The organism is Streptomyces sp. NPDC090032, assembly GCF_044748025.1.
Classification (GTDB): Bacteria; Actinomycetota; Actinomycetes; order Streptomycetales; family Streptomycetaceae; genus Streptomyces.
Genome location: NZ_JBIVFF010000024.1, coordinates 38,707 through 61,244, shown reverse-complemented (window position 1 = coordinate 61,244; position 22,538 = coordinate 38,707). Strand labels below are relative to the sequence as shown.

Sequence of the window (22,538 nt, the reverse complement as noted above, 5' to 3'; positions counted from 1 at the left end):
TGTTACGCGGGGCCCGGCGCGGGCGGGCGCAAGGTGATCGTGCGCGCCGTGTGCTTCTCGACCTCCTCGCGGCTGTACAGGAGGGGGAAGGAGCCGTCGGCGGCCCAGGTGGCGAACAGGTCGCTGTAGTGCTCGCTGTCCGGATTCCCGGACTGGCCCGGTGAGTTCATGGCCACCGAGTCGTCCCAGGAGCCGACGTCGACGACGAGGCGGAAGGTGGCGCCGGTCGTCTGGCGGAAGTCGGGGCCGTACGGCGCGACGCCCACCGTGTCGCCGCTGCCGCCGCGCGGGGCGGGACCGACGGACGCCCAGGGCGGCTGCGGCCCGTCGTGGAGCGCGGTCACCGGGTGGTACACGCGGGCGTGGTGGAGCGCGCCCCAGGTCCATGCGGCCGGGTCGGGGCCGAGGAGGCCGGAGAGTTCGGTGACCGCGGCGGCCAGGGTGGTGAGGAGGTCGCCGCGTGCGAGGGCGGTGTCCTCGCCGGTGAGCAGGTCCAGGTCGACGCGGGGGTCGGAGGTGGGGTCGTCGGGCGGCAGGATCCGGGCGAGGGCCGCCGCGTGTTCGGCCTCCGGGACGAGGTCGCGCAGCGCCTTGCCGAAGGCGGCGGGGCGCAGGTGGCGGCGGTACCAGATCTCGAAGAGCACGGCGGCCGGTGAGTCCGCCGTGAGGTCGGCGTCCCAGTCCCGCAGAAGGCCGATGACCTGCACCGTCAGAGGGTCGTCACTGGTCGTTCCGGCGAGCAGCGGCACGATGCGGCGCGCGGGCAGGCTCACGGTGTCGGTCTGGAGCCGTACGCAGTCCTCGACCGTCCAGTTCGCGCGCGCGTCGAGTTCTTCGGCGATGCGCTGATGGCGGGTGGGGGCGTACCAGTCGTACGTGACCGTGTCGCGGTCGTTCGGGTGGCCGGGCGGCAGGTTCATCTGGTTGGCGGTGGCGAACCAGCCCTGTTCCGGGTCGCGTTCGGCGGGCAGCGCGTCCGGGTCGAGGAAGCCGTCCCACTCGTAGCGGCCGTCGCCGGGCACGGGGAGGGTGCCGTCCCAGTTCGGGCGGACCGGGACGCGGCCCGCGGGGCGCCAGCCGACCGTGCCGTCGGGTGCCGCGTAGACCTGGTTCTCGCCGGGCGCGCCCCAGTGGCGCAGGGCGGCGAGGAAGGCGTCGGGGCCTTCGGCCCGCATGTAGCCGGTGCTGCCGAGGTAGGGCGCCATGCCGGGTCCGAGCCAGGCGGCGCGGACGGCGAACGCGGCGTCGCGCGTGGGGTGTTCGTGGATGACGGGGCCGTGCCGGGTGAACCACAGCTCGGTCTCGACGGGCTCTCCGTCCTTGACCGGGATGGTCTCGGTGACGCGGGTCATGGCTTCCCAGCCGCCTCGGTAGCGGTAGGCGCGGGGGTCGTCGGGGTCGGTCTCGTAGACGTACAGGTCCTCCTGGTCGATCGGGAAGATCGTGAAGCCGAACGCGATGTTCCCGTTGTGGCCGATGGAGAGGCCGGGCAGGGCGGGCTCGCCCGCGCCTATGACGTCGATGCCGGGTCCGGTCAGGTGCGCGATGTAGCGCAGGGCGGGCAGGGTGACCGCGCGGTGCGGGTCGTTGGCGAGGATGGGGCGGCCGGTGGCGGTCCTGGACGGCGCGAGCACCCAGTTGTTGGAGCCTTCGATGCCGTGGAGGGCGGCGGCGTCCGGCCAGGGCGGGACCGTCGCGAGGTCGTAGACGCGCAGCACGTCGTCCGGGATGACGCTCAGGTCGAGGCCCTCGGGGACGGTGAGGTGGTGCGGGGCGGGTTCGCGGCGGCGGCGCAGGTCTTCCACGCCGATGCCGTGGTCGCGCAGGGTGAGGGCGCGGGCGACCTCGTCGTGGAGGTTGTACTGGAGTCCGTGGCTGCGGATCCGGGCGACGTCCGAGGGGTCCCAGTACCCGGGTTCGTAGCCCAAGGTGGCGAATTCCGGCGGGAGTTGGGAGGGGTCGTGGCCGCATAGGGATATGTAGGCGTTGATGCCGTTCACGAACGCCGTGCTGATCTGTTCGGTGTCCTCGCCGTACGCGCTCCACTCCTCGGCCATGTCGCCGCGGTAGAGGAACAGCCGGGCGGCGCGGTCGTGTTCGACGTAGCGCTCGCCGAACACCTCGGACAGGAGGCCGAGGCCGCGGCGGCGCCACAGGTCGAGCTGGAAGAGGCGGTCGCGGGCCGCGTTGAACCCTTGCGCCAGGAACAGGTCGTCCTGCGAGTCGGCGTAGAGGTGAGGGACGCCCCACCGGTCGACGAGTATCTCGACGGGTTCGGCGAGGCCGGGGACCTCGAATGCCGTCGCTGCTCGTGCGTTCACCGGTATGTCACCGTCATCATCGGAGGCCTTTCGTGGATACTCCCGGCTTCAGCCGGGGGCGTGGCGGGGCGGGGGTGCTCGGGTCCGGCGTCGCGCGGGTGACCGCGAACGTCACCAGGAGGTTCGCGGCCAGCGCGATGATGCCGCCGTTGACGCCGTGCCACGGATCGTTGTCACTGGCCCACAGCGCCGTCATCACGGCGAGCCCGACGAGCATGCCGGACACCCCGGCGCGGGCCGTCATCCGCCGCCAGAACAGGGAGAGCAGTACGACGGGCACGAGCTGGGCCAGGCCCTCGTAGGACAGGACGGAAAGCTGGACGAGCGTGTTGGGGTAGAAGAGGCTGCCGCCGAGCGCGATGAGGCCCGCGAGGACGCAGACCGCCTGGGAGAGGCGCTTGGTGCGCAGGTCTTGTTCGTCGGTGACGGCCGGCCGCGGCCGGCCCGGGTCGGCGCCGTTGCCGCCGCCGAGGACGGTCTTGCCCCACAGGGTGCCGATGGACAGCATGAAGACGCTCATCGGCACGATCGCGGACAGGGCGCCCGCGACGCCGATGACCGCCACGACGGGCGACGGCAGCGAGTCCGTGACCAGGCGGAACAGGGCGAGGTCGGGGTTGCCGAGGGTCGGCAGCACGAACAGCGCGGTGGCGCCGACCATCATCGGCACGAACAGGAGCAGCTGGTACCACGGCAGCAGCAGGGCGTTGCGCCGCAGCGCGTTGGGGCTCTTCGCGCTGAGGTAACCGGCCACGGTGGTCGGGAAGATGGTGATGGTGACGGCGTTCAGGACGACGGTGCTCAGGAACCAGGCGGCGTCGCGCCCGCCGGACGCGTGCCCGGGGAACGTGAGCCACTCGGGCTTCTCGGTGACCATGCGCTGCATGAAGTCGGAGAATCCGCCGAGGTAGTGCATCGGGATGTAGACCGCGAGGAAGACGACCGCGAGGATCACGAGCACGTCCTTGAGCGCGCTCACCCAGGCGGAGCCGCGCAGCCCCGACACGAGGATGAACACCTCGGCGACGACGAACGAGATGACGGCGGCGACGTTCAGGTCGACGTTCCCGTACGTCATCGCGTTGACGACGACGCCCATGCCCTGGATCTGCACCTGGATGTACGGCACGAGGAACACGGTCCCGACGACGGCGACGAGGATCCCCAACGGCCTTGAGCGGAACCGGAATTCGGCGATGTCGGCGATCGAGATGAGGCTGTGCCGGGAGGCGTAAGTCCACAGGGCGGGGCCCACGACGTAGGCGACGGCGAAGCCGACGGTGAGGTAGGCGACGAGATAGAGGATCGGCGCGCCGAACGAGTACGACCAGCCTGCGGTCCCGAGGAACGAGAAGCTGGTGTACGTCTCGCCGGCCATCAGGAGCCAGATGAACATCACGCCGAGGCCGCGGCTGGACACGGACCACTCGGCGAGGCCCTTGGACCGGCCGCGCGCGCTGAGCACGCCGATCAGGATGGTGGCGACCATGGCCAGGGCGAACACGGTCGTCGCGACGGTCGCGGAGCCGCTCATCGGGTGCCTTCCTCGTCGGCGGGGACGGGTTCGACGGCGCCGGTGCGGTACGCCGGGTCGAAGCGGGCGACGAGCCAGATGGCGACGGGGCTGATGACGGTGGCCGCGACGACCCAGGCCAGCAGGAACGGGACGCCCAGGATGCGGGGTTCGATGCGGTTGGCGACGAAGGGCGCGGCGCCGTAGAGGACGACGGGCACGAGCAGCATCCAGAGGGAGCGGCGGGTCTGACCTCCGAGGGTGGGGAGTCCTTCGAGGGGGTCGGCGACGAGCGGGGCCGGTTCGGGTTCCGGCTCCGGCTCCGGCTCCGGCTCCGGGGAGCGGCCGGCGGCTGGGTCTGTGGGGGGCATGGACTTCCTTGAGGGGTGGGCGGTTCTGGGGAGGGGGTAAGGGCTGCGGGGTCGTTCAGAGCGCGGGGTCGTAGCGGCCGTCGACCGCGGTCCAGCCGCCGTCGACGGTCAGGACGGCGCCGGTGACGTACGTCGAGGCGTCGGAGACCAAGTACGCGACGGCACCGGCGAGTTCGTCGGCGCGGGCCCAGCGCTTGAGCGCGGAGGCCTGGGCGTAGGCCTCGTACCAGGCGGGGTCCGCGGCGATCTGGTCGGTGAGCGGGGTACGGACGACGCCGGGGGCGACGGCGTTGAACCGCACGCCCCGCGGACCCCATTCGGCGGAGGCGGTGCGCAGGAACTGGATGAGGCCGGCCTTCGACGCGGCGTACACGCTCTGTCCCGGCTCCACCTGGAAGGCCCGCATGGAGGCGAAGCCGACGACGCTGCCGCGGCCACGCTCCGCCATGCCGGGGGCGAAGGCCTGGACGAGGCTGACGTAGGCCCGCAGGTTCAGGGCGATGACGCGGTCGAACTCGTCGAGCGTGTAGTCGGCGATGCGTTTGCGGACGTTGGCGCCGACGGTGACGACGAGCGCGTCGAGGGGGCCCCACGCGTCGGCGGCGGCGCGGATCGCCTCGGGGTCCAGGACGTCGAGGGCGTACGCGGACGCCGTGCCCGCCCGGTCCGCGTCCGCGCGGGCCAGGGCGACGGTGTCCTCGGCGCCCTTCTCGTCCCGGTCGGCCACCACGACGTCGGCGCCCTGGGCGACGAGTGCGCGGACGGCCTCACGGCCGATGCCGCTCGCGCCGCCGACGACCGCGACGCGCCTGCCGTCGAGCCGGAACAGATTCGCGTAGTCCATGAAGTGCTGCTGCCTTTCTGTCTGCTGAGGTGATCCGTCAGGGGCGGATGACGGCCATCCGTGTCACCGTCAGCTCCTCGATGGCGAACCGTGGCCCTTCGCGTCCGGCGCCGGAGTCCTTGACGCCTCCGTAGGGGGCGATGTCGCTGCGGTAGCCGGGGACTTCGTTGATGACGACGCCGCCGACGTCGAGCGCGTCGACCGCGCGGAAGGCGGCGCCGAGGTCGCGGGTGTAGACCGCGGCGTGCAGCCCGTACCGGCTCGCGTTGACCAGGTCGTACGCGGCGTCGAGGCCGGGGACGGAGCGCAGGCACACGACGGGCCCGAACACCTCCTCGTCCCAGGCGGGTTCGCCGTCGGGGACCTCCGCGAGCAGGGTCGGGGCCAGGCACCTCGCGTCCGTGCGGCCGCCGCCCGCGACGACCCGGGCACCTGCCGCCCTGGCCCGCCCGATCCAGTCGAGGACGCGTTCGGTGGCGGCTTCGTCGATGAGGGCGGAGACGCGGGTGGCGGTGTCGCGCGGGTCGCCGACCACGACGTCGGGCAGCCGTTCGGCGATCTTCTTCTCCAGGGCGCCGGCGATCTCCTGGACGGCGATGACCCGCTGCACCGAGATGCAGGCCTGCCCGGACGCGTAGTAGCCGCCTCGGGCCACGGCGTCGGCGGCGGCGTCGAGGTCGGCGTCCGCCGCGACGACGAGCGCCGCGTTGGATCCGAGTTCGAGGACGACCTTGCGGGGCGCAGCGTCGCGCGCGATGCGGTGCCCGACCGTGGCGGAGCCGGTGAAGGAGACCGCCGCGACCTCGGGATGCGTGGTGAGGGTGCGGCCCACCTCGGTGTCACCGGTGACGAGTTGGACCGCTCCGGTCGGCGCGTCCGCCGCGGCGAGGCGCTCACGGACGAGGTGGGTGAGCCAGAGGGTGGCGAGCGGGGTCGCCGGTGCGGGCTTCACGATCACCGGGCAGCCCGCCGCCAGCGCCGGTGCGATCTTATGGGAGGCGAGGAGCACGGGGTAGTTGAAGCCGGCGATTCCGACGACGACCCCGATGGGCCTGCGCGTCCAGAACCCGAACATGCCGTCGCCGGAGGCCTGGAGGTCCAGCGGGACGGTCTCGCCGTGCAGGTGGGCCACCTCGTCGGCGGCGGCCCGCCAGGTCGCGGCGGCGCGCTGCATCTCGATGTCGCAGTCGACGCGCGGCTTCCCGGTCTCCAGGACGAGCAGCTCCGCCATCCGGGACGCGAGGCGTTCCAGGTCGGCCGCGACGCCGGCGAGCACGTCCCGCCGCACCCTCGCCGACAGGGCGGCGACTTGTCTGCGCAGCCCGGCGGCGTGCTCGACGGCGCGCCGCGCGAGGTCCGCGTCACCGACGGGCGCCGAGGCGAACTCGCTGCCGTCGTACGGGAAGACGACGGACTGTCGCGAGGGCGCGGGCACCCAGTCGTCCCCGACCGGCAGGCCCGAGGGCAGTTCTCGCGGAGACGTCATCGCGCCGCTCCCCCATCCGTACGGGTGGTGAGGAATGCCTGCGCGGCGGCCGCGTACACGCGCGTGTACTCGGCGATCTCGCGCACCTCGACGTACTCGTCGGCCTGGTGCGCGATCCACTTGCCGCCCGGGCCGTACACGACGGTGGCGAGACCGGCGTCGCGGGTCAGGACGGTGCCGTCGGTGGTACCGGGCACGGCTCCGAACGCAGGTGCCTGGCCGTGTACTTGGCGGTGCGCGTCGACGAGGGCGGTGACCACGGGGTGGTCCTCGGGGATCTCGATGGCGGGCCGGTCGTCGACGACGGTGAGGTCGACGGAAACCCCCACACCGGAGGCCACCCGTTCCGCGAACTCGCGGACATGCTCGATGAGTTCGGCGTGATCGGTGCCCGGGACGGTCCGTACGTCGATGCCGACGACGCCGTGCGCGGGGATCACGTTGAGCTGGTCGGGGTCCCCGCCGAGGAGCACGGTCGGGGTGACGGTGACGCGGCCGGCGTGGGGGTGCTCGCCGTAGCGCGCCTCGGCCCACTCCTGCACGCCTGCGAGCGCCTCGACGATGCGGGCACCGGCGACGATCGGGCTCCTGCCCTCCTGCGGCATGGCGCCGTGGGCCATCACGCCGTGCAGGTCGAGACGGAGGCGGATGCCGCCGCGCGCCGAGGTGCACACCTCGTAGCCCTCGGGTTCACAGACGATGACACCGTCGACCTCGCGGGCGAGTTCCGTAGCGGCGAACGCCTTCGCGCCGAGCATCAGCCCCTCCTCGTCGCAGAGCACACCGACGACGATGCGGCCGGGGAAGGGTCCGGCCAGCTGAAGGGCACGGACTCCGTAGATCATGGCGGCGACACCGGACTTCATGTCTGCGGAGCCGCGCCCCCACAGTTTTCCGTCGCGGATCTCCGCGCCGTAGGGATCGACGGTGCAGTCGTCCGTGTCGCCCTCGGTCACGACATCGATGTGCCCCTCGAACATGAGCGTGGGGCCGTCCCCGCCGCCGCCCTCGACCACCGCGACGGTGTTGGGCCGCCCGGGGACGACCTCCACCACCTCGTACGTCCAGCCGAACTCCGTGAAGAGCCGCTGGACGAGGTCGGCGGCGGGGCGCTCCACCTCGGCGGCTCCCGCGGCGTTGACGGTGCGCAACCGCACGAGTTCCTGGGTGAGGGCGACCGCGGCCTCGGCGTCGGTCACGGGGACGGGCAGGGCTGTTGAGCGGGAACGCATGGAACCTCCAAGTCGGTCGGCCACGAGGCCAGTCGACTGGTCAGACCAGTTGATTTCCCGTACTCTGCCCCCACGTTCACGCCCGGGTCACTGGCCGGATCATGGATTCACTCCGGCGTAACGGCCCGACACGGAGAGGCCCATGGCGCCCGACGACGATCTCTTCCAGCCGGTCAAGCCGGTCCGCGCCTACCAGCGGGTGGCCCAGCAGATCGAGGAGCGCATCCTCAGCGGCGACCTGCCGCCCGGCTCCCGGCTCCCTGCGGAGCGCGAACTCGTCGTGCGCTTCGACGTGGGCCGCTCCACGGTCCGCGAGGCCCTGCGCGTGCTCCAGTCGGCGGGCCTGATCCGCTCACGGCCCGGCGACCCGCTCGGCGCCGAGGTCCTCGGCGTCTCCCCCGACAACCTCAGCCAGGCTCTGAGCCGCCTGACCCGCTCCCGGATCGCCTCGCTCGGCGAACTGGTGCAGTTCCGCATGGTGCTCGACGCGGAGAGCAACCGGCTCGCCGCCCGCCTGCACACCCCCGACGACCTGGCCCGCATGCGGGAGCAGATAGACCGGATGGAGCGCCTCGGCGCGTCGTCGCGGGGAAACCTGCACGCCTTCAGCGAGGCGGACGCCCTCTTCCACCGGGCCATCGCAGAGGCGAGCGGCAACTCCTTGCTCGGGCTGTGCGCCCGCGCGGTGCACGAAGCAGTGGTCGGGATCATCGAGGAGAAGATCGCGGGCGCTACGGACACCGCCACCTGGATGGAGCGCTCGGTCACCCACCACCGACAGGTGCTCGACGCGATCAGTTCCGGCGACGCGCCGCGCGCGGCCCGGCTCGGCCGTGAGGCGCTGTACGCGTACTACGCCGACCACGTGGAGCCGGAGACGCGGCGGTTGCTCGCGGCGGCGGTGGAGGACCCGACGGAGTAGCGGCTTCCGACGACGGCTAGGGGGAGGCGGAGGCGGACAGGAGTCGCCCTGCCCTGCGACAGTCGACGCCCGTGCTCACCACGTGACCTGGCCGCACGCAGACATGGGGAGGCCCGTCGTCGGCGTGAATCCCCGTACCGGCGAGCACGTCCCGCATCCGCTCCGGTTCGGGGGGCGGATCAGGCGCGCGGACCACCCGGGCGGCCTTCGAGCTGACTGAGCAACTCGCCCAAGAGGACGCTGAGTTGACCCTGCCCGTCGCCACCGAGACCGGACAGCACCGTCTTCTCGTACGCGAGCTGGTCGGGCAGCAGCGCGTCGACCAACTCGCGGCCGGCGTCGGTCAGGCTGAGGTGGGAGACGCGCCGGTCGCGGGTGTCGCCGCGCCGGTCGACCAGGCCGCGCTCCTGAAGCTGCTTGAGCCGCTTGGTGACGGCGGCGCCCGAGGAGAACGTCTCCCGCGCGAGATCGCCCGGGGTGAGTTCGTGGCCGGTGCGGCGGAGCGCGCCGAGCAGGTCGAACTCGGCGCGGGTCAGCCCGGCGCGGCGCAGCGGGGCGTCCTCGGCCTGCTGGAGCAGGGCGGCGCAGCGGTTGATCCGCCCGATGACCTCCATGGGCCCGGTGTCGATGTCGGGGCGGACCGTCTGCCACTGGTGCACCACCGCGGCGACGGTGTCGTCCGCCGTCGCCCTGCCGTTCCGTGTCGTCATGCTCGTGTGTTCTCCCGGGCGTCCGTACCGCCCCTGTGCTCGTCTGCGTTGTGCTCGTGTGCGTTCTCGGGGTTCCCGACGGTCCGCGGCGTCCCGCGTAGGACCGTCGCCGCGAGCGTACGGTGTCCGGCCCGCTCGGCGGTGACCACACGCTCCTCGGGCAGGGCGCGCTGCCACCATTCGCCGGCCGCGGTGTCGTCTGCGGCGCGCAGTTCGACGAGGGCGGTCGCGAGCCGGCGGCGCGCGGACTCCAGCGCGCCGGGCTCCGGACGCGGGTCGGCGAGGGTGCGCTCCGCGGCCTCGCGGGCGCTGTCGGTCGCATCGAGGGCGAGTTCGATGTGATCGGCGGCGCGCCGGTTGGTGACGATCACGGCCGCGATGATGCCGAGCAGCGCCCCTACGAGGGTGTCCACGACCCGGTCCGTGATGAGCTCGCCGGCCTCCTGCGTCCTGGCGAACTCGGTGATCAGCAGCGCCATGGGGGTCACACAGACGCTGCCGAGCCAGTAGTTGCGGGAGATGAACGCCTCCGCGCCGAAGCTGAAGAGCAGGCAGAACAGCACGACGAAGATCTGGCCGGCGTGAGCGAGGGGCACCACGGCGGCGAAGACGAGCACTCCGGCGAGATTGCCGGCCACCCGCTGGACGGTGCGGTTCCAAGTGAGGGTGACGTTGGCCTGATAGAGCGAGGCCGCGGTGACCAGGGCCCAGTACGGGCGGCCGATACCGAGGGCGAGGGACCCGTATCCGGCGAGGGCACAGCCGACGGCGGTACGCAGGGCGACCGGCAGAAGAGGGGACCCGGGGGCGAGCCTGCGCCACAACGACGGCTTGCCGAAGGCGAGTTCGGCCTCGATGCCGAGCACCTCGTCGTCGATGTCGTTGGAGCTAATGGTGTTGGTGGTGGCGTTCTTGGTGTTGATGGTGGCGCTGATGCCGTCGTGGCGGGCCGGGCGCGGGACGGGGCCCGTGCCGCTCAGGCCGGCGGCCCAGTCGCGCAGGAGTGCGGCGTCGGTGTCGGCGGGGGCGGCGAGGGCGACCTCGGCGCGGACCACGAGGCGCTCCAGGCCGCGGCGGGCGGCGCCGCGGTCACCGGTGGCGAGGAGGGACTGCCAGGCGGCGTGCACAGCGGCGGCGGCTCCCGCGCGGGCACGCCCGCGCGCCCCCTCGGGAGCGCTCACGTACACGGCGGCGGCGTTCAGGGCGCGGGCGGTGGCGCGCCGCTCCGGGCCGTGGGGGCGTACGAGGGCGGGGGCCATGCCGACGAGCCAGGCCACGGCGCCCGCACCGGCGGTCAGGGCGAGGTGACCGGGTATCTGCCCCAGGGTCTGTGGGGCGAAGAGGCTGGCGGAACTGATGAAGGTGAGGATCAGGTGACCGGGCGGGCCGATGCGGGTCGCGTCGCACAGGGTCTTCTGGGCGGCGGCGAGAAGCGCGCCGACGGCCACGAGCACGGCCGCCGACGAGGTCAGCGAGGCGGCGAGCAGGGCCACGGCGAGACTCGCGAGCATGCCCAGGACGACCCAGGCGAGGGCCCGGGCACGTGCCGCGTACGGCAGGTTGTGGGCGTAGAGGGCGCACAGCGACCCGGCCATCGTGTACATCGCGAGGTCGAGGCGGCCGAGGGCGAACAGCGTCAGGTTCGGCACCGCCGCGGACACGACGACGCTGGTCGCGGGCTTGAACCAGATGTCGGACGGCTTGTTGAGGCGCAGCACCCCCGCGAGCGGGAGCCGAGGGACGGACCGGGGCCTGGACGGGGACGGGGACGCAGACGGTGCGGGAGGTGGCGTGGGGGGTACTGAGCTGCTCATACGGAGAAGTTTAGCAAGTGTTTTACCCGAAAACTTTCTGTACGGCCGGCACCCGGCCACGGACCAGCCGGTCCGCCGACCGCGCAGCACCCGCGCACGGTCGCACTGCCGAACGCGCCCAGTGCTCCCCTGCGCTCGATTGCGCCCCGCCGCGCACGGGCATCTCGTCCCCGACGCGGTACGGCGTTCGCCGTTCGCGCGCTCACTGTTCGGCGTTTTCCACGTTCAGGGTTCGGGGTTCGGGGTTCGGGATTCGACTGGGGAGGTTCGCGTGCACGGACCGGGCTCGGCCGCCTGGCTGCTCGTCGTGCTGTGCGCGGCGACGGGGGCGTACTGCCTGCTGCGGATGCGCAGCAGGGTCGAGGAGCAGCGCCGCACGGCGGGCGGCGAGGCCCTCATGGGGTTCGGCATGGCTCTCATGGCGATACCCGCCGCGGCGGTCACACCTCCGCGTGCCGCCTGGGTGGCATACGCGCTCGTCTTCGGAGCCGCGGCGCTGCGCACACTGTGGGCGGCCCGTTCGGGCACGCACCACCTGCACCACCTGGTGGGCGCGTTCGCCATGGCGTACATGGCGGTGGCGATGGCCGCGGCGCCGAGCGGCCACGCGGGTCATGGAGGGGCGGGCACACCGCTGGTGACCGGACTGCTCCTGCTCTATTTCGCGGGGTATGTGCTGTGGTCGGGGGCGCGGCTGGTGCCGGTGGCTCCGGTGGCGGCGACCGGGGGCGGCCCGCAGGTGTCCGGATGGGGCGACCGCCCGGAACTGGCACGGGCCTGCCGTCTCGCGATGGGCATCGGCATGGTCGCGATGCTCCTGACCATGTAGACCGGACAGGCTGACAGGCTCCTGACCGGGTAGACCGAACAGCCGCTCAGGGAAACTGCTCCATTACGGACAACTGCCCGTTCAAAACCGTGGCGTACGTCACTTGACGCGACAGCCCGTACCCTCCGGTAGCCCCGGCTCATAGGCTGAGGCCATGACGGTCCCCGTAGCACTGCTGCTGCTCGGCACCCTCGCCGCTGTCGTCGCCCCGCGCCTCCTCGCGCGGGCCGACTGGCCGGAGCGCGAGCCGGTGGTCGCCCTGTGGGTGTGGCAGTGCGTGGTGGCCGGTGTCCTCCTGTGCTGCGCTCTGTCGATGACGCTGAGCGCGGCCGCCGCCTGGCAGTTCGTCCGCGGCCATGTGTTCGCGTCCGCCCCGCACGCCGTCGTCGACGCGTACGCGCTCGGGGCGGCCGGCGGGTGGGCGGCGACGCTGGCCGTGACGCTCGCACTCGGCGGCCTGTGGACCGCGGCGATGCTTGCCCGGGAGATCTTCCGTTCGCGGGCCAGGCGCAGTCAGCGGCGCGCCGAACTCCTGGTGCGTTCCCCGCTGTTGCCGGGCGAGGAACCGGGCAGCGACCGTCTCGTCGTCCTCGAAGGTGAACGCCCCGACGCCTGGTGGCTCCCGGGCGCTGCGCCTCAACTGGTCATCACCACGGCCGCTTTGCGCCGCCTCAAAGGCCGTCAGCTGGACGCGGTCCTGGCGCACGAGATGGGGCACGCACAGTGGCGGCACGACTGGCTGCTGCACTGCTCGGGGGCGCTGGCCACCGGATTCCCGCAGGTTCCGGTCTTCGCCGCGTTCCGCGACGAGATGCACCGGCTCGTCGAACTGTCCGCCGACGACATGGCGTCGCGCCGTTTCGGTCGGCTGACGATAGCCCTCGCCCTGGTCGAACTCAACGAGGACCGCGGGGTGTTCGGCCCCTGCCCCACACCGCTGGCCCATGTGCCGCAGCGCGTGCACCGGTTGCTGACCCCGCCGCGACGGCTCACCCCCGGCCGGCGCCTCCGCCTGACCGCCGCCGCCGCGCTCGTACCGGTGGTGCCGCTCCTGGTGACCTTCGTGCCGGGCCTGCGCGCGCTGGGCTGACCGACGCGGCCCGAGCCGGACTCGTCCGCTCCGCATGATGGCCACCGGCACCGTCCATGGGTGAGGATCTTCCCCATGCATCCGGCACCGGTCGACTCCCCTCCCAGCCCCCGGCATCCGCGGCCCGCACGCGCGACGGCCGTGCTCGCCGCTCTCAGCGCGCTCCTGCTGATCGCGGTGGCCGTGCGCTGGAACCCACTGATGACGCTGGACGTCGAGCTGGCCCGCACCGCCCACCGCTGGGCCGTCGACGATCCCGGGCTGACGCGGGTGAACCGGGTTCTGACGGACTGGTTCTGGGACCCGTGGACGATGCGCGCCCTGTGCGCCGTGGTCGTCATCTGGCTTGTACGGCGTCATAACGCCTGGCGGCTCGCGATGTGGGTGGCCGCCACATGTGCGGTGGGCACACTGATCCAGCAGGGCCTGAAGGCGGCCGTCGGCCGCGACCGCCCCGTGTGGACCGACCCCGTGGATTCCGCGCACTACGCGGCCTTCCCGTCGGGGCACGCCATGACGGCGACGGTGGTGTGCGGGCTGATTCTCTGGCTGCTGCACCGCTACGGCGCGGGGCGCGTCCTGTGGCGCACGGCGTGCGCACTCGCCGCGGTGTCGGTCGTCGGCGTCGGCCTCACCCGGCTGTGGCTCGGCGTGCACTGGCCCTCGGACGTACTCGGCGGCTGGCTGCTCGGAGCACTGACGGTGACCGTGTCCGTGACGGCCTACGAGCGGCTCACAGCGAGCAGCTGACCCATCAGGACCGGGCCGTCGGAACCAGGCCGTCAGAAACCAGGCCGTCGGGACCGGGCCGTCACGACTCGTAGCCCTCGACCTGCGACTCCGGCCTCGCCCTCGCCTCGTCGGGGTTCTCACCGAACTCGGTCTTGGCGCGACGCTGGCGCAGCAGGTCCCAGCACTGGTCGAGCTCGCGCTCCACGGCGGCCAGCCGCTGCTGCTCGGTCGCACCGTCGATCTCACCGGAGGCGAGCGACGCGCGGAGCCTCTTCTCGTCGTCGACCATCGCCGTGATCCGGGCCAGGATCTGCTCTTGATCCATGTCGGTACGCCTCCTAGGTGGCCTGCCCGTCACCCCTTGCCCACTGTAGGGAGCGTTCGCCCGGTGTGCGATCCGGATCCGGTGGGTGCCCAGTACCGCAGCACCCCGTCGTCCTCGCCCGAGTCGTCCCGTACTCCGCCGCAGGACTCGATGACGCGGCGGGAGGCGGTGTTGTCCGTGTCGCAGGTGATCAGCGCCGGGTCGACGCCCAGACCCGCGGCGAGCGGGAGGGCGGCGCGGAGCATCGCGGTGGCGTGTCCGCGGCCACGGGCACCGGGCCGTACGTCGTAGCCGATGTGCCCGTCGCGCAGCCAGGCCTCGGTGAGGCGGTGGCGGATCGCGAGACGGCCGAGGTAGATGTCCCCGTCGACGTACCAGAGGGTCGTGCACTCGACGTCGTACTGCAGGACACTGCGCGGTCCGTGGGTGAGCCGCATGCGGGCGACGTATTCGGCGAAGACGGCCGGGTCCTGCCAGGTGTCTCCGTACGCGCGCAGGCTGAGCCCCGCGGTGGAGTCGTCGTCGGGGCCGCCGTGGCCCTCGTCGCGGGCCTCGTCCATGGCGGCGAGGAAGGAGGCGTGGACGCGGACGTCGGGAGCGATCAGCTGCGGCATCGGGCCAGTGTGCCCGGGAGGCGTCCGCCGCGGCGGGGGTTTTCGGCGCGGGCGGCCGGGCCGGAATCCCGTACCGGGCGGGTGTCCGGACGGCGCACATCAAAATCCCTGGTGCCTTGGGTCAGACCTGCGGATCATGACCGGAATGGACGCTCGTTTTCTTGGAATCGCTGATCTGGTCGAAGCCCCGTCCGTGGCGGTCGTGGTCGACGTCATGCGTGCTTACACCGTGGCTGCCTGGGCCTTTGCCCAGGGGGCGGAGAAGATCGTGCTTGCTGAGTCGCTGGACGAAGCCCTGGCGCTCAAGGCTCGCCACCCGGATTGGGTGGCGCTCAAGGACGGTCCGCCCGCGCCCGGTTTCGACGCCGTCAACTCGCCGGGCCTGCTGAGGTCCGTCGACCTCGGCGGACGGACCGTTGTGCAGAAAACCACCGCAGGGACGGTCGGCGCCCTTGCGGTCAAGGAGGCGTCGCTGGTGCTGTGCGCCGGCTTCGTGGTGGCGGAGGCGACGGCTCGGGTCTTGCGGACGCGCGCGAGTGACAGCGTCACGTTCGTGGTCACTGGCGAAGACGGGCAGGCCGATGAGGATCTGGCGTGTGCGCAATACATCGCCCGGATAGTCACCGAGGCCGGGACGGACGCTGCTGAGTTCCTCCGCCGCGCCGCCGAGTCACGCGCCGCTGCCGAGCTGACGGAGGGTGTGCGTCAAGGAGTCCATCTCGATGACGTCGCACTCTGTCTCGAGCTCGACCGGTTCCCATTTGCCATGGTGGCGGCCTCGGAAGGCTCGCTCATGGTCCTGCGTCCCTGCGCCATGCCTTCGGCGACCGACGGTGCGCCGATCTGATCGATGGCGAGCTTCCAGGGCCGGATTCGCGGCTTGTGGTGAGGCCGGTCCCAGTCGTGGCGCAGTCGCGTCGGTTGGCCTCTTGAACAGCGGCTTGAACAGCGGGGGCCGGTGTCCGGACGGCGCGGCACCGACCCATCCGGACACCGGTCCCCGCCAACCCGTCACCCCTGTCTGACGGATGCGCAGCTTCCAGGTCATTCGCCCGTTCTGCGGCGACCTCTTCGGTTGTTCGGGCGCAATCAGTCGGCGGGCTTGCCGAACCAGCGGGAGAGGTGGTCGTCCAGGTCCTGCTGATCGTCACCGATCCATGCGACGTGGCCGTCGGGGCGTAGCAGGACGCAGGGAACATCGAGTGCGGCAGTGGGGTCCGCGAGGTGGTCGACCCGGTCCGACCAGCCGCCGACGGTCAGGCGTTCGGTGCGGTCCAGCAGCAGGCCGCGGCCGCGATGCAGCAGACCGTAGAGGTGGCCGTGTTTCACGTCGATGTCGGGCAGGCGGCGGCCGAGCAGGGCGGGGCCTTCCCCGAAGTCGTAGCGGATGCCGATCGCGGTGATCTTCTCGATGAGACAGCGGTTCACCTCGTCGAAGTCCATCAGTTCGGTGAGCAGCCTGCGCACGGCCTGCGGGCCCGGTTCGGTGGAGAGCAGTTCCATCTGGGCGCGGGTGTTGTCGAGCACGTCCTCGGCGACCGGATGGCGTTCGGCCTGGTAGGTGTCCAGCAGTGTTCTGGGCGCCCAGCCGCGGATTTGTGCGGCCAGTTTCCAGCCGAGGTTGAACGCGTCCTGAACGCCCAGGTTGAGGCCCTGACCGCCGGTCGGTGGATGGATGTGCGCCGCATCGCCGGCCAGCAGCACCCGCCCGACCCGATAGCGCTCCGCCAGCCGGGTGGCATCGCCGAAGCGGGACAACCAGCGCGGGGAGTGCACGCCGAAATCGGTTCCGGCGACGGTGCGCAGCTGTTGTTCGAACTCCTCGAGAGTGGGTGGCTTCGCGCGATCGCCGAGATTGCTGACATCGCCGGCATCGCTGACCACCGCGGCCGGGACCACGACGCTGTATGTCCCGTCGCCGAAGGGCCTGAGCGAGAATCGCTTGTTGGTCCGGCTGATTTCGGTGACCTTGGCGGCGACCTCCTCCCGCGGCACACCCACTTCCATCTCGCCCATCAGCGTCTCGGTCCGTGAGGGCTCACCGGGGAAGCCGACGCCGAGTAGTTTGCGCACCGTACTGCGCCCGCCGTCACAGCCGACGAGATAGCGCGAACGCAGCTGTACGCCTCCCCCGCCGGCTACGCCCTCACTGGCGGGGGTGCCCCCACTGGCCAGCTCGACGGTCACCGTCACCCCCTCGTCGTCCTGCTCGAAATCGGCCACCGCACAACCGCGCCGGACCTGCGCGCCCAGTTGGGTCGCATGCTCTTCGAGCAGGCGGACGACGACCGGCTGCGGGATGCCCAGCAGATAGGCGTGCGCGGAGTCCAGGCCCTGGGGCGCGGGTTTGTTGATGGCGGCGAAGAATCCGCCGGCCGGTCGTTGCCTTCCGTGTTCGCGCATGCGGTCCAACAGCCCGCGCATTGCCATCAGTTCGAGACTGCGCATGTGCAGACCGACGATGCGGACGAACGAAACGGGCTCGGTTTCCTTCTCCAGAACGAGTACCCGCACATCGTGCAGCCGTAGTTCGGCGGCCAGGATCGCGCCGGTCGGCCCGCACCCGGCAATGATCACGTCGAACATGAGGGGCGCACGATCGTCGCCGGAGGTGGGCGACCGGAGTCCGGGGACGTCGCTCACGGTGGAGTCGCGCCCGACCGCATCGTTCGAAGACGGCTCGGTGGTGAACTGCGAAGAGTCCATGGGTGTTGCCTTTCGGGAGTGCCTTGTTGTGGAGGCGCTCCCGGCGACACCTACGTCAATCGCCGGCCCGTGACGGAAAGGGGGAGCACCCACGTCGATACTGCGTTCATGGGTCTCACCTCCTCGGGCGGTGTCACGTTCCACCGCAAGCTACAAGCCCGACCTTCACCCCGTCCAATCTTTTCCCAGCCACGTGATCACGACGCGGCGTCGAAAGGCCCGAGAGCCCACGCGCAGGTGTCTCCCTGCATCTGACTGGCATCTCCCCCGTATCTCCCAGGGAGGAATTCGCGGCTCGGCGAGGCCGGTCCCGGTCGTGGCCCTGTCCCATCGGATGGCCTCGAAACCAGCGGCGCCGGGGTCCGGCAGGCGCCGACGCCGTCCGGACACCGGCCCGGTAGGGCCAGGCGTATCCGACGATCCCCCGCGTCGCCGGATACGCCCGGAAGCCCTGGCCAAAGGTTCGCAAAGGGCCCTCTGCCAGGGACGTACTGAGTATACTGGCTGGGAACCAGTCAACGCAGGAGTTACAGGATGTCCCCGCGCAGCGCATCGGTCAATGAGGAGTTGCGGCGGCGATCCCGCGAGCGGCTTCTGCAGGCGACGGTCGAGCTCGTCGCGGAACGGGGGTACGACGCGACGACCCTCGGCGACATCGCGGACCGCGCAAGTTCGGCGCGGGGGCTGGTCTCGTACTACTTCCCGGGCAAGCGGCAGCTGCTCCAGTCCGCGGTGCACCGCCTCATGCACCGGACGCTGGAGGCGGCGCTGGAGCACGAGCCGCACACCGAGGACGGGCCGGAGCGGCTCGCGCGGGCCGTCGACGCGATCCTGGGTCTGGCCGTCGACCATCCCGTCCTGATGCGGACGCACATGGCGGGGATCCTTCAGGCCGAGGGCTTCGTGCAGTGCCCCGAGCAGCAGAGGCTCGCCGAGTTGCTGCGCGACACGGTTCTGCGCAACGGCTCGCTCAGCGTCGACCGCGATTATCCGCTGCTGCGCTCCCAGCTGATGGGCGCCGTGTTCACGGCGCTGGTCCCGGGGGCCCCGATGCCGCTGCCGACCCTGCGGGCGGAGCTGTTCGCCCGGTACGGGCTCGCGTGGGAGCTCGGACTCCGGCCGGACGGCGCGGCGAGCGACGCGGCGGCCGGCGGGAGAAGCCCGGAGAGGGCTCCGGACTTCTCCCCATACTTCGACTCCGGACGTCCGGAGTCTCAGTCGAAGTAGTCCGGCTGCGTCTGGACGTTCAGCTCGCCGACGCGAACCCGATCGGCCGGGTCGGTGCGCCGGTCACTGAGCTTCAGGACGTCGAAGCCCTTGGCGATGTCGTTCGAGTAGATGTAGCCGTTGTAGTAGTACGCGGACCAGGAGCCGCCCACCTGGAGCGTGTCCGTGGTGAGCGGGCCGCGCTCGAAGTAGCCGATCTCCTTGGGCTTCGAGGAGTCGGTGAAGTCCCAGACCGAGACGCCGCCCTGGTACCAGGCCTGGACCACGATGTCCTTGCCCTTGACGGGGATCAGCGAGGCGTTGTGCGCCACGCAGTTCTCGGTTTCCGCCTGGTGGCGGGGGATCTTGAAGTAGCTCTTGAAGACCAGCTTGCGGTGGTCGCCCTTGCCGACGATGGCGTAGATGCCGTCGGCGCCGCGGTCCGGCCCCACGGCCTCGTTGCAGGTGGCCGCCCCGCCGCCGCCCAGCTCGTCCGTGAAGATGACCTTGTCGGCCTTCTGGTTGAACGTCGCCGAGTGCCAGAACGAGAAGTTGGTGTTGTCCTCGACCTGGTCGATGACCTTCGGGTTCTCGGGGTCCTTGATGGAGAACAGGATGCCGTCACCCATGCAGGCGCCGGCGGCGAGGTCCTTCGAGGGCAGGACGGTGATGTCGTGGCAGCCGGTGGTCTTGGAGACGCCCGGGTTGGTGGGTCCGCCGGGGTTGCCGCCGCCGTCGGGTCCCTCACCGGGGAACAGGACGGGGAAGTTGACCAGCGCGGCCTTCTCGGGTGCCTTGCGTGGCACCTTGATCACGGAGATCCCGTCGTGCGGCGGCTGGCAGTCCGGGAACGTCGCGCTCGGTGAGTACGAGGAGACGTAGACGTAGACGTTCTTCTTCTCCGGGACCAGCGTGTGCGTGTGCGAGCCGCAGGCGGTCTCGACGGCGGCGACGTACTTCGGGTTCCTCTTGTCGCTGATGTCGAAGACCTTCATGCCCTCCCAGGAGGACTTCTCCGTGGCGGGCTGCGTGGTGCTGGCACAGGAGTTGTCGCTGCGCGACGAGTCCGTCGACAGGAAGAGCAGGTCACCGGAGACGGAGATGTCGTTCTGCGATCCGGGGCACAGGACCTGCGCGACGGTCTTCGGTGCCTTCGGGTTGCTGATGTCGAAGATGCGGAAGCCGTCGTAGTTGCCCGCGAAGGCGTACTTGCCCTGGAACGCGAGGTCCGAGTTGATGCCCGGCAGCACGTCCTTGGGGATGTTGGCGAGATGTTCGATGTTGTCGGAGTGGACGACCTCGTCCTGGGCGGGTATGTCGCCGTTCGCGATCGCCGCCCGGGTGTCGGCCGCCACGCTCTTCGAGAGCCGCTCGGTCTTGGCCGGGGCGTCTCCCGGGTCGGGGGTCGCCGCCGCCGGCCCGCCCATGAGCAGCGCGGCCAGCAGTCCGGCCGCCGTCGCGGCAACTCCCAGCCGTCTGCGGCGCGTTCGGGACTCGTTCAACAGGGTCACTGTCGTCTCCCTTGTCGATGACTTCCCCGTCTCCCCCTTTCATGCGGGAGCGGAGCACGGACCCCCCGAGTATCGTCTTCATCATGCACAGATCAACAGATGGCAACGTACTCGTCATGAAAGTTGTTCTGCCGTTGACGGTCGCGGTCGCCGCGCTCGTACTCGGCGGCTGTGACACGGCGTCGGACGGTGGGGACAGGGACACCAAATCCCGTGCGCAATCGGGGCCTTCGGTGATCGCGCCGGGCAAGCCGGGCGAGGGCGCCGAGACGCTGTCGGCCCAGGATGCGAAGAAGCGCAAGCCGGACGACAGCCCGAACTCGGCCGACTTCAGTTACGCGCAGATGATGATCGCGCATCACACCCAGGCCCTGCAGATGACCGAACTCGCCCCGAAGCGCGCAGAGTCGGGCCAGGTCAAGCGGCTCGCGGAGCGCATCGCGGCGGCGCAGGGACCGGAAGTCGGGGCCATGGAGGGCTGGCTGAACTCCCACGGCAGGGAACGCGAGAGCGGCGGGCACCACGAGCACGAGGCGATGCCGGGGATGGCGACCGAGGCGCAGCTGAAGACGTTGCGCGCGGCGCACGGCGCGGCCTTCGACGAGCTCTTCCTGAAGCTGATGATCACGCATCACACCGGGGCGGTCACCATGGCGACGGACGTGCTGTCCGAGGGGAACAACGTCCAGGTCGAGGAGATGGCGAACGACGTGATCGCGCAGCAGACGGCCGAGATCGGGCGTATGCGGAAGATGTCGTGACGCCGGGCGGGTGAGCTCCCTGCGCGTCGCACCCTCCCGGCCCGGCCCTCGCGGTGTCATGCTGGAAGTCCGTCGGCCTGCGGAAGGAGTCCGCCGTGCTGCGCGTCGCCGTTGTGGGGTCGGGGCCGAGCGGGGTGTACACCGCGCAGAGCCTGGTCGAGCAGGAGCGGGTGCCGGATGTCCATGTGGACGTCCTGGACCGGCTCCCCTGCCCGTACGGCCTGGTGCGCTACGGCGTGGCACCGGACCACGAGAAGATCAAGTCGCTGCAGAACAATCTGCGCACGGTCCTGCAGCACGAGCGCGTCCGCTTCGTCGGCGGCGTAGAGGTCGGCCCCGGTCTGCCCCCCGACCGGCTCCTGGAGATGTACCACGCGGTCGTCTACTGCGTCGGGGCCGCGACCGACCGCCGGCTCGGCGTACCGGGCGAGGACCTGCCGGGCAGCTGGTCGGCGACCGACTTCGTCTCCTGGTACAGCGCGCATCCTGACGCGGTGGCCGAGGGCTTCGTACGGGGTGTGGAGTCGGCCGTCGTCATCGGCGTGGGGAACGTCGCCGTGGACGTCACGCGGATCCTGGCCCGTGGCGCGGCCGAGCTGGCGCCCACGGACATGCCGCAGGCGGCGCTCGGGGCACTGGCCGACAGCCGGGTTCGGGACGTGTACATGGTGGGGCGGCGCGGCCCTTCGCAGGCCCGGTTCACCACCAAGGAGCTGCGTGAGCTCGGCACGCTGCCCGGGGTCGAAGTGGTCGTGGACCCGGCCGAGTTGGCACTCGACCCCGGCTACCTCGACCCGTCGGGGCTCCCGGCGGCGAACCGGCGCAACGTCGAGGTGCTGCGCGGCTGGGCCGAGCGCCCGTCGCCGGGCCTGTCCCGCCGCATCCATCTGCGCTTCTTCCAGCGGCCCGTGGCGCTCCTCGAGGGGGCGGCGGGCCGGGTGTCGGGCGTGCGGTTCGAGCACACCGCGCCGGACGGCTCGGGCGGCGTGACCGGCACCGGCCGCTACGACGACATCGACGCTCAGCTCGTCCTGCGCTCGGTCGGATACCGCGGAGTGCCGCTGGACGGGCTGCCGTTCGACGCGGCCACGGGGACCGTGCCCCATCGCGAGGGGCGCATCCTGCGGGCCGGCGAGGTCTCGCCCGGCGAGTACGTCGCGGGCTGGATCAAGCGCGGCCCGACGGGCGTGATCGGCACCAACCGGCCGTGCGCCAAGGAGACCGCGCAGTCACTGCTCGACGACGCCGCGGCGCTGGCCGTCCGGGACGTCCCGGATGACGCGCTCCCCGGCCTTCGCGCATCGGGCTGCGCCGCCGTCGAGTGGCCCGGGTGGCTCGCGATCGAGCGCGCGGAGGCGGAGCTGGGCCGGTCCCTGGGGCGCGGCCCGGTGAAGATCCCGGACTGGGCGGGCCTGCTGGCGGCGGCCCGCGACGGGACGACGTAGCGCCTGAGCAGCGGTACGCACGGACGCCAGAAGCCCGGGAAGGGCGACACATCCCGGCAACAGTCGCGAAATCAACAAACCGTTTAAGGCTCATACGGTCTCGTGC

Annotated in this window: 20 protein-coding genes; 8 read left to right on the top strand and 12 right to left on the bottom strand. The window is 71.4% G+C overall.

All coding sequences use genetic code 11. The features are described from left to right. Window positions 1-2: 2 nt before the first annotated feature. Genes ACIPWY_RS38530 through ACIPWY_RS38505 form a run of 6 tightly spaced genes read right to left on the bottom strand, consistent with a single transcriptional unit; the run spans window position 3 to window position 7,767 of the window. Entirely contained in the window at window positions 3-2,321 is a 2,319-nt protein-coding gene (locus ACIPWY_RS38530) for a penicillin acylase family protein (RefSeq protein WP_393705698.1), read from the bottom strand. A 16-nt stretch (window positions 2,322-2,337) separates the two neighbouring features. Beyond that, window positions 2,338-3,855 (bottom strand): sodium:solute symporter, encoded by a 1,518-nt coding sequence (locus ACIPWY_RS38525; RefSeq protein ID WP_393705699.1) that lies wholly within the window; start codon window positions 3,853-3,855, stop codon window positions 2,338-2,340. After that, complete coding sequence (locus ACIPWY_RS38520) at window positions 3,852-4,205, bottom strand: DUF3311 domain-containing protein (protein WP_362910069.1); 354 nt, start codon at window positions 4,203-4,205, stop codon at window positions 3,852-3,854. Before ACIPWY_RS38520 ends, ACIPWY_RS38525 begins: the two co-directional genes overlap by 4 nt. Before the next feature lie 55 nt (window positions 4,206-4,260). After that, window positions 4,261-5,049: an SDR family NAD(P)-dependent oxidoreductase gene (locus ACIPWY_RS38515; RefSeq protein ID WP_393705700.1), complete on the bottom strand. Its 789-nt coding sequence runs from the start codon at window positions 5,047-5,049 to the stop codon at window positions 4,261-4,263. Between the two features lie 37 nt (window positions 5,050-5,086). Next, window positions 5,087-6,535 carry an aldehyde dehydrogenase family protein gene (locus ACIPWY_RS38510; protein ID WP_393705701.1) on the bottom strand — a complete coding sequence of 483 codons (1,449 nt, stop codon included), beginning with the start codon at window positions 6,533-6,535 and terminating at the stop codon, window positions 5,087-5,089. Then, complete coding sequence (locus tag ACIPWY_RS38505) at window positions 6,532-7,767, bottom strand: M20 family metallopeptidase (protein WP_401536899.1); 1,236 nt, start codon at window positions 7,765-7,767, stop codon at window positions 6,532-6,534. Before ACIPWY_RS38505 ends, ACIPWY_RS38510 begins: the two co-directional genes overlap by 4 nt. A gap of 142 nt (window positions 7,768-7,909) precedes the next feature. Between ACIPWY_RS38505 and ACIPWY_RS38500 the strand changes: the two genes are divergently transcribed. Further along, the gene (locus ACIPWY_RS38500) at window positions 7,910-8,689 is read left to right on the top strand and encodes a FadR/GntR family transcriptional regulator (RefSeq protein ID WP_362910077.1); all 780 of its coding nucleotides are present in this window, start codon (window positions 7,910-7,912) and stop codon (window positions 8,687-8,689) included. Between the two features lie 179 nt (window positions 8,690-8,868). Here the strand turns inward: ACIPWY_RS38500 and ACIPWY_RS38495 are convergent, their stop codons facing one another. Both ACIPWY_RS38495 and ACIPWY_RS38490 read right to left on the bottom strand, forming a co-directional pair. Continuing rightward, a complete protein-coding gene (locus tag ACIPWY_RS38495; protein ID WP_362910079.1) occupies window positions 8,869-9,399 on the bottom strand; it encodes a MarR family transcriptional regulator in 531 nt (176 codons plus the stop codon). Then, window positions 9,396-11,213 carry an FUSC family protein gene (locus tag ACIPWY_RS38490; RefSeq protein ID WP_401536897.1) on the bottom strand — a complete coding sequence of 606 codons (1,818 nt, stop codon included), beginning with the start codon at window positions 11,211-11,213 and terminating at the stop codon, window positions 9,396-9,398. The genes ACIPWY_RS38495 and ACIPWY_RS38490 overlap by 4 nt, the downstream gene beginning before the upstream one ends. A gap of 271 nt (window positions 11,214-11,484) precedes the next feature. On the opposite strand from ACIPWY_RS38490, the gene ACIPWY_RS38485 reads away from it, so the two are divergent. The 3 genes from ACIPWY_RS38485 to ACIPWY_RS38475 all read left to right on the top strand — a co-directional run bounded on the left by ACIPWY_RS38485 (window position 11,485) and on the right by ACIPWY_RS38475 (window position 13,882). Then, entirely contained in the window at window positions 11,485-12,042 is a 558-nt protein-coding gene (locus ACIPWY_RS38485; RefSeq protein ID WP_401536895.1) for a DUF5134 domain-containing protein, read from the top strand. A gap of 154 nt (window positions 12,043-12,196) precedes the next feature. After that, window positions 12,197-13,132 (top strand): M56 family metallopeptidase, encoded by a 936-nt coding sequence (locus ACIPWY_RS38480; RefSeq protein WP_362910085.1) that lies wholly within the window; start codon window positions 12,197-12,199, stop codon window positions 13,130-13,132. 75 nt (window positions 13,133-13,207) lie between these two features. Continuing rightward, window positions 13,208-13,882 (top strand): phosphatase PAP2 family protein, encoded by a 675-nt coding sequence (locus ACIPWY_RS38475; protein ID WP_401536893.1) that lies wholly within the window; start codon window positions 13,208-13,210, stop codon window positions 13,880-13,882. A gap of 61 nt (window positions 13,883-13,943) precedes the next feature. Here ACIPWY_RS38475 and ACIPWY_RS38470 read toward each other — a convergent pair whose 3' ends face one another. Then, window positions 13,944-14,189: a DUF2630 family protein gene (locus ACIPWY_RS38470; RefSeq protein ID WP_362910089.1), complete on the bottom strand. Its 246-nt coding sequence runs from the start codon at window positions 14,187-14,189 to the stop codon at window positions 13,944-13,946. 29 nt (window positions 14,190-14,218) lie between these two features. Next, the gene (locus ACIPWY_RS38465; RefSeq protein WP_362910091.1) at window positions 14,219-14,803 is read right to left on the bottom strand and encodes a GNAT family N-acetyltransferase; all 585 of its coding nucleotides are present in this window, start codon (window positions 14,801-14,803) and stop codon (window positions 14,219-14,221) included. 145 nt (window positions 14,804-14,948) lie between these two features. Between ACIPWY_RS38465 and ACIPWY_RS38460 the strand changes: the two genes are divergently transcribed. Beyond that, a complete protein-coding gene (locus tag ACIPWY_RS38460) occupies window positions 14,949-15,650 on the top strand; it encodes a 2-phosphosulfolactate phosphatase (protein WP_401536910.1) in 702 nt (233 codons plus the stop codon). 242 nt (window positions 15,651-15,892) lie between these two features. On the opposite strand, the gene rox is transcribed toward ACIPWY_RS38460, so the two are convergent. Further along, window positions 15,893-17,509, bottom strand: coding sequence for a rifampin monooxygenase (gene rox / locus ACIPWY_RS38455; protein WP_401536908.1), 1,617 nt, complete (start codon window positions 17,507-17,509; stop codon window positions 15,893-15,895). Between the two features lie 534 nt (window positions 17,510-18,043). Between rox and ACIPWY_RS38450 the strand changes: the two genes are divergently transcribed. Continuing rightward, window positions 18,044-18,736, top strand: coding sequence for a TetR/AcrR family transcriptional regulator (locus ACIPWY_RS38450; protein WP_401536891.1), 693 nt, complete (start codon window positions 18,044-18,046; stop codon window positions 18,734-18,736). Here ACIPWY_RS38450 and ACIPWY_RS38445 read toward each other — a convergent pair. Continuing rightward, window positions 18,724-20,226, bottom strand: a complete 1,503-nt coding sequence (locus tag ACIPWY_RS38445; protein ID WP_401536889.1) for an LVIVD repeat-containing protein — start codon at window positions 20,224-20,226, stop codon at window positions 18,724-18,726. The two genes, ACIPWY_RS38450 and ACIPWY_RS38445, sit on opposite strands and share 13 nt — an antisense overlap. Before the next feature lie 116 nt (window positions 20,227-20,342). Between ACIPWY_RS38445 and ACIPWY_RS38440 the strand changes: the two genes are divergently transcribed. After that, the gene (locus ACIPWY_RS38440) at window positions 20,343-20,987 is read left to right on the top strand and encodes a DUF305 domain-containing protein (protein ID WP_362910097.1); all 645 of its coding nucleotides are present in this window, start codon (window positions 20,343-20,345) and stop codon (window positions 20,985-20,987) included. A gap of 95 nt (window positions 20,988-21,082) precedes the next feature. After that, window positions 21,083-22,432 carry an FAD-dependent oxidoreductase gene (locus tag ACIPWY_RS38435; RefSeq protein WP_393705708.1) on the top strand — a complete coding sequence of 450 codons (1,350 nt, stop codon included), beginning with the start codon at window positions 21,083-21,085 and terminating at the stop codon, window positions 22,430-22,432. Window positions 22,433-22,538 lie beyond the last annotated feature (106 nt).

Bases quoted from the DNA above. Each gene is read 5' to 3' on its own strand.
- ACIPWY_RS38525 (WP_393705699.1), bottom strand. From the start codon at position 3,855: ATGAGCGGCTCCGCGACCGTCGCGACGACCGTGTTCGCCCTGGCCATG.
- ACIPWY_RS38520 (WP_362910069.1), bottom strand. From the start codon at position 4,205: ATGCCCCCCACAGACCCAGCCGCCGGCCGCTCCCCGGAGCCGGAGCCG.
- ACIPWY_RS38515 (WP_393705700.1), bottom strand. From the start codon at position 5,049: ATGGACTACGCGAATCTGTTCCGGCTCGACGGCAGGCGCGTCGCGGTC.
- ACIPWY_RS38510 (WP_393705701.1), bottom strand. From the start codon at position 6,535: ATGACGTCTCCGCGAGAACTGCCCTCGGGCCTGCCGGTCGGGGACGAC.
- ACIPWY_RS38505 (WP_401536899.1), bottom strand. From the start codon at position 7,767: ATGCGTTCCCGCTCAACAGCCCTGCCCGTCCCCGTGACCGACGCCGAG.
- ACIPWY_RS38500 (WP_362910077.1), top strand. From the start codon at position 7,910: ATGGCGCCCGACGACGATCTCTTCCAGCCGGTCAAGCCGGTCCGCGCC.
- ACIPWY_RS38495 (WP_362910079.1), bottom strand. From the start codon at position 9,399: ATGACGACACGGAACGGCAGGGCGACGGCGGACGACACCGTCGCCGCG.
- ACIPWY_RS38490 (WP_401536897.1), bottom strand. From the start codon at position 11,213: ATGAGCAGCTCAGTACCCCCCACGCCACCTCCCGCACCGTCTGCGTCC.
- ACIPWY_RS38480 (WP_362910085.1), top strand. From the start codon at position 12,197: ATGACGGTCCCCGTAGCACTGCTGCTGCTCGGCACCCTCGCCGCTGTC.
- ACIPWY_RS38475 (WP_401536893.1), top strand. From the start codon at position 13,208: ATGCATCCGGCACCGGTCGACTCCCCTCCCAGCCCCCGGCATCCGCGG.
- ACIPWY_RS38470 (WP_362910089.1), bottom strand. From the start codon at position 14,189: ATGGATCAAGAGCAGATCCTGGCCCGGATCACGGCGATGGTCGACGAC.
- ACIPWY_RS38465 (WP_362910091.1), bottom strand. From the start codon at position 14,803: ATGCCGCAGCTGATCGCTCCCGACGTCCGCGTCCACGCCTCCTTCCTC.
- ACIPWY_RS38460 (WP_401536910.1), top strand. From the start codon at position 14,949: ATGGACGCTCGTTTTCTTGGAATCGCTGATCTGGTCGAAGCCCCGTCC.
- rox (WP_401536908.1), bottom strand. From the start codon at position 17,509: ATGGACTCTTCGCAGTTCACCACCGAGCCGTCTTCGAACGATGCGGTC.
- ACIPWY_RS38450 (WP_401536891.1), top strand. From the start codon at position 18,044: ATGTCCCCGCGCAGCGCATCGGTCAATGAGGAGTTGCGGCGGCGATCC.
- ACIPWY_RS38440 (WP_362910097.1), top strand. From the start codon at position 20,343: ATGAAAGTTGTTCTGCCGTTGACGGTCGCGGTCGCCGCGCTCGTACTC.